This window comes from Bartonella capreoli (genome assembly GCF_902813205.1).
Classification (GTDB): Bacteria; Pseudomonadota; Alphaproteobacteria; order Rhizobiales; family Rhizobiaceae; genus Bartonella; species Bartonella schoenbuchensis.
The window spans coordinates 1-391 of record NZ_CADDZX010000371.1; the positions used below are offsets into that span (position 1 = coordinate 1).

Sequence of the window (391 nt, forward strand, 5' to 3'; positions counted from 1 at the left end):
GTTGGAGCATGGGTCTTCTTTATGCGGCAAATGCAAAATGGATCACGTGGGGCGATGGGATTTGGCAAATCAAAAGCAAAATTGCTCAATGAAGCACAGGGGCGTGTTACCTTTCAGGACGTTGCTGGCGTTGAAGAAGCAAAGCAAGATCTACAAGAAATTGTTGAATTTTTACGTGAACCACAGAAATTTCAACGTCTAGGAGGACGTATTCCACGGGGTGTTTTGCTTGTTGGTCCTCCAGGAACCGGTAAAACTTTGCTTGCACGCTCTGTCGCTGGCGAAGCCAATGTGCCATTCTTTACCATTTCAGGGTCCGATTTTGTCGAGATGTTTGTGGGTGTTGGTGCGAGCCGTGTGCGCGATATGTTCGAACAGGCTAAAAAAAATG

Annotated in this window: 1 protein-coding gene; it reads left to right on the forward strand. The window is 46.8% G+C overall.

Going from position 1 to position 391, the window contains the following annotated elements:
• On the forward strand, nucleotides 1-391 hold a 391-nt coding region (locus tag J7R05_RS08850; protein ID WP_208541928.1), incomplete at both ends, for an AAA family ATPase.